The sequence below is a fragment of the Candidatus Cloacimonadota bacterium genome (assembly GCA_034722995.1).
Taxonomy (GTDB): domain Bacteria; phylum Cloacimonadota; class Cloacimonadia; order JGIOTU-2; family JGIOTU-2; genus JAGMCF01.
Map to the genome: position 1 here is coordinate 6,322 of JAYEOL010000058.1, position 4,076 is coordinate 10,397.

The window sequence follows — 4,076 nt, forward strand, 5'->3', positions numbered from 1 at the left end:
ACCTGTGTTTTGCCTTGATAACGCCGATATGCTCCACTATACAGTATGCGGTCACGGTCAATAGCAAATAGACCTTTCAGTTCTTTTTTATATTCAGGACGAGTACGATATGCATCGCCATTTTTAGTTGCAAATGGGGAGAAATGTTGCCCCTCATCTTGCATTGTTTTGTAGAATATTTCTTCCAGGTATTTTTCTTTTTCTTTCATATGAAAATCACTTTTTCTTTATCTCAATTCGGGATAAACCCGAATCTACCCACCAGTTGGCGGGTAGCAACAGGTTTATCCTGTTGCTGCTTCTTTAAGCCACCTGAAATTTTCATTCTCCTTTGCCTGCCCCGTGTCCCAATATATCGGGAATAAATCGGGTATGGCGAATTCATGTCTTCATCTATTTATACAGAAATTCATAAATATAGTGTATGTCATTAAGTTATCAAAGTTATTCTGTATCGGGTGAATTGATTCTTGATACTTCAATAGCCTGAATACCCTTTTCTGTCTCAGTTGCCTTGAATTCAACATTATCATCTTCAATTAAAGTCTTATAGCCTTCTCCCTGTATAGACTGCCAGTGGACAAAGTATTCCTTTCCATCTTCTCCTGTAATAAAGCCATAGCCTTTATTTTTACTAAACCATTTAACTTTTCCTTTCATTCATACTCCTTATTTCATCTTCAGTTATGACTTTTATGCCATTCTTTATAAGCAAAGAAGCGGTTACACCTTTTCCGTCTGTCAATTTTTCCTTTAAATAGATTTTTTTAAGGCCACAAGATGGACTGTCTTCTTTAAGAACAGCATTTTTTATGTCTAATAATTTGCATATTTTTAGAGTCTCTTTTGCTCCATTTCTGAAATTTTTTGAGACATCTTTACCATCTTCATTTTGCATGTTATTCAGTCCTTTGTTTGTGTCAACACCATTTCCTTTAATAAACCAGGAAGGAGAACGCGGTGTGGGTAATCCACCTAATTGCTCTGGACACACTGGAATCAAATTGTAATCCTTTGCCAGTCGCATTATATTAAGATTTTTCTGGTTTTCTCCATCATATCTACAATTGATACCTACCAAACATGCACTTATTAATAAATTTTTTCTCACAACTTTAAAATTGATTATTAATTTATTTTGTCAACAAATATTGACAGAAGAATTGTGAAATCAGTATATTATTAATAATATTCATGTCCGTCTGGGCGCCGAGACCGATAATTTTTGGCGAAGAATTATTCAATAAAATTAAATGACTAATTCTAAATTTCTAATTTCTAATAATCCCGACTTGTCGGGACAAATATCAAATTACAAAAATTAAAGCATTGATTCCCAGGAACCTACATTTTGCACATTTGGAGATTTGTGATTTGTCATTTTATTTGACATTAGATATTAGGATTTTGAAATTATTGCCCCCAATTTAATCGGGGATTATTATTGACTAATATTTTCTTTTTTGGTTCTGGCTTGTCCAGGTTAGCTTATTGTTTTGAATATGATTAAAGAATATCAAATAGCTTCATCTTCTGAATGGGATAAATTGACTATAAAGAAATCTCGTTTTTTTAGCAGGATTTATCCAATAAAATCAAAAATGGATATTAAAAATCTTTTAGAAAATACAAAACGGGAATATAAAAATCCGACACACATAGTCTATGCATATAGATTAATTGACTGTGATGAAATTTATGAATATTGCACTGACGCTGGTGAACCAGCCAACTCTTCCGGACCTCCAATATTAAAGGTGATAAAAGGTGCCGAACTTTTAAATATTTGCCTTATTGTAGTAAGATTTTTTGGTGGGGTAAAACTTGGTATAGGTGGCTTGATTAAAGCATATACAGAATCTGCTCAAAAGGCTATTGATAATAGCCAGATAATTACAAGAATAAATTATACAACTATTCATCTAACTATAAAATATAATAAATTAGGAACTATTATTAACAAAGTTGAGAAATCAAAGGGAAAGATTGAAAAGATTGAATATGGTGATGCGATAAAATTGACTGCAAATATGCCAGTTTCTGAAGCAAAAAATTTTTACGGTTAAGCATACTTTATCCCTTTATCTTACCAATATCATCTTCTTAATTACTGAATTTTTACCATAACTTAATTTATAAAAATATACACCAGGACTTACTTTATTTCCATTCTCATCAGTCCCATCCCACACTATATCTGTCTTAACCCAGAAATTGTCTCTTTTGCCATTATATGTTTTTATGAGTTGCCCTTTTGCATTGTATATTGACAATTTATAATCCTTTATTCTCTCATAATCTGCTGAGATAAATGTGATGGTTGTAGAAGTAGTAAATGGATTTGGCTTATTCTGAAAAAGATACAACTTGTTTATGAATGATGTATCAGGTTCATCTATTCCAGGACCACCTTGCCATTCATAAGCACCCATATCTATTGTATCATTGTATATTCTTGGATTGCCTGCTAAATCAGTTAGTGGCAGGTTTAGACCAGTTGTATCCGGAGTGCCAGCATCTATGCAGGGTGAACCTTCTGTTAACTGATAACTGAAAGGGTCTCCTCCTACAAATTGTGGAATAGAATCTATATTGCCTTCCAGCCAGTTTATTGTGCCATTGTTGTTTGTATTTATTGCATCTATACTATCTTCAATATTTGTGTATGAAATGGTAACCGTATCAGGAGCAAGACCTGGAGTAAATCCAATCTCATCCACTGAATAATTGCGTACAATACAATTTATAAGAGTAAGATTGGCATCAGTAGAGAGAGCAATACATCTTGGTGTTGGAGAATTATTACAAATTGTACAATTTATTAAATATGAATTAGGATTATCCCCTGTCCCACTCAAATCAGAAAAACCGCTTACATCTACTGTCGCAAAATTATCTGTTAATTCTGTATTCATAAGTATCAGATTAGATTCTGATTGGCAAAGAATACCCCCATGACCACCAACCTCTGGCTCAACAGCACTATTTTCTCTAATTTTACAATTTATAAAAATGGGAGAAGAATGTTGATAAAAAAATCCTCCTCCGCCTGTTCGAGCAGTATTATTTAGAATACTTACATTGTCAAAAATTGGGATACATCCATGACCGCAATATATAGCTCCTCCCATGGTACCTGTATTACTCCTTAATGTTACATTTTTTAGAGTTGGACTGGAATCAACCTGAATTGCTATACCACCTCCTAAATAACAATTACCATTCTGAATAGTTAAATTTTCAATGTAAAAATGGTTATCATCAAAAATACATCCTATAATATTAAATAAATTATCTCCATCAAGAATTGAGAAATCTTCATCTTCTCCAATAATTGATACATAACTACGGCAATTTAATGGGAAAATTTCACCAGTCAAAGAAGATGAATAAATGCCATTCGCTAAATAGATTGTATTAGGATGAGTGCTGTCAGAAGCAATTTTTGTTAAAGCAAAGGATATTGTCTTTAATGGTTCATCAGGAGTTATGCCGCTATTATTGTCATTACCATCTGGACTGACATATAAATCTTGATTTAGAAGGTTAACCTTGCAGTTAAGTATATCAAAAGTAAAGTTATCTAACGGATATACGAAGTAATCTTTAGGTTCCATTACAGTAAATGTATCTACAATAATATCTATTGTATTGCAGTTGTTAGAACGAAGTTCACAACCAGCCCCAGCATAATTTAAAAATATACTGCATCTACTCTCAGAATCAAAGTTTGCAGAGGAATCATTCCAAAAAAATATGCCCCCACCATTATACTGAACATGATTATTTTTAATGATAACATCTGATAAATAAATAGCAGATGATTTACAGCATATACCTCCACCACTTCCAGCTGTATTCTCTTTTATAACACAATTTTTTACAGTAGGATTACTACCATAACAAAAAATACCACCACCTCTACTCGAACTTGCGTATGGCATACCACTTCCATTCTGGATAGTGAAACCGCATAAAACTGCTGTTGTGTCCTCTCCGCTTTCAAAGGTTACAACACTTCCATTCTGGTTGCCATCAATTATAGTTGAATCAATATAGGAATTATTTTGAGTAAT

At 33.0% G+C, this 4,076-nt stretch carries 5 protein-coding genes; 1 reads left to right on the forward strand and 4 read right to left on the reverse strand.

What is annotated here, in order from left to right; genetic code table 11:
• The 3 genes from U9R23_06845 to U9R23_06855 form a co-directional block, all read right to left on the reverse strand.
• On the reverse strand, positions 1-209 hold a 209-nt coding region (locus U9R23_06845), incomplete at its 3' end, for a dGTP triphosphohydrolase (GenBank protein MEA3476137.1).
• 235 nt (positions 210-444) lie between these two features.
• Positions 445-660, reverse strand: coding sequence for a cold shock domain-containing protein (locus U9R23_06850; GenBank protein MEA3476138.1), 216 nt, complete (start codon positions 658-660; stop codon positions 445-447).
• A complete protein-coding gene (locus U9R23_06855; GenBank protein ID MEA3476139.1) occupies positions 644-1,111 on the reverse strand; it encodes a DUF523 domain-containing protein in 468 nt (155 codons plus the stop codon). Before U9R23_06855 ends, U9R23_06850 begins: the two co-directional genes overlap by 17 nt.
• Positions 1,112-1,502: 391 nt before the next feature.
• Between U9R23_06855 and U9R23_06860 the strand changes: the two genes are divergently transcribed.
• Positions 1,503-2,066, forward strand: coding sequence for a YigZ family protein (locus tag U9R23_06860; GenBank protein ID MEA3476140.1), 564 nt, complete (start codon positions 1,503-1,505; stop codon positions 2,064-2,066).
• Between the two features lie 15 nt (positions 2,067-2,081).
• Here U9R23_06860 and U9R23_06865 read toward each other — a convergent pair.
• A partial coding sequence (locus U9R23_06865) for a choice-of-anchor Q domain-containing protein (GenBank protein MEA3476141.1) occupies positions 2,082-4,076 on the reverse strand: 1,995 nt, incomplete at its 5' end.

Bases quoted from the DNA above. Each gene is read 5' to 3' on its own strand.
- U9R23_06850 (MEA3476138.1), bottom strand. From the start codon at position 660: ATGAAAGGAAAAGTTAAATGGTTTAGTAAAAATAAAGGCTATGGCTTT.
- U9R23_06860 (MEA3476140.1), top strand. From the start codon at position 1,503: ATGATTAAAGAATATCAAATAGCTTCATCTTCTGAATGGGATAAATTG.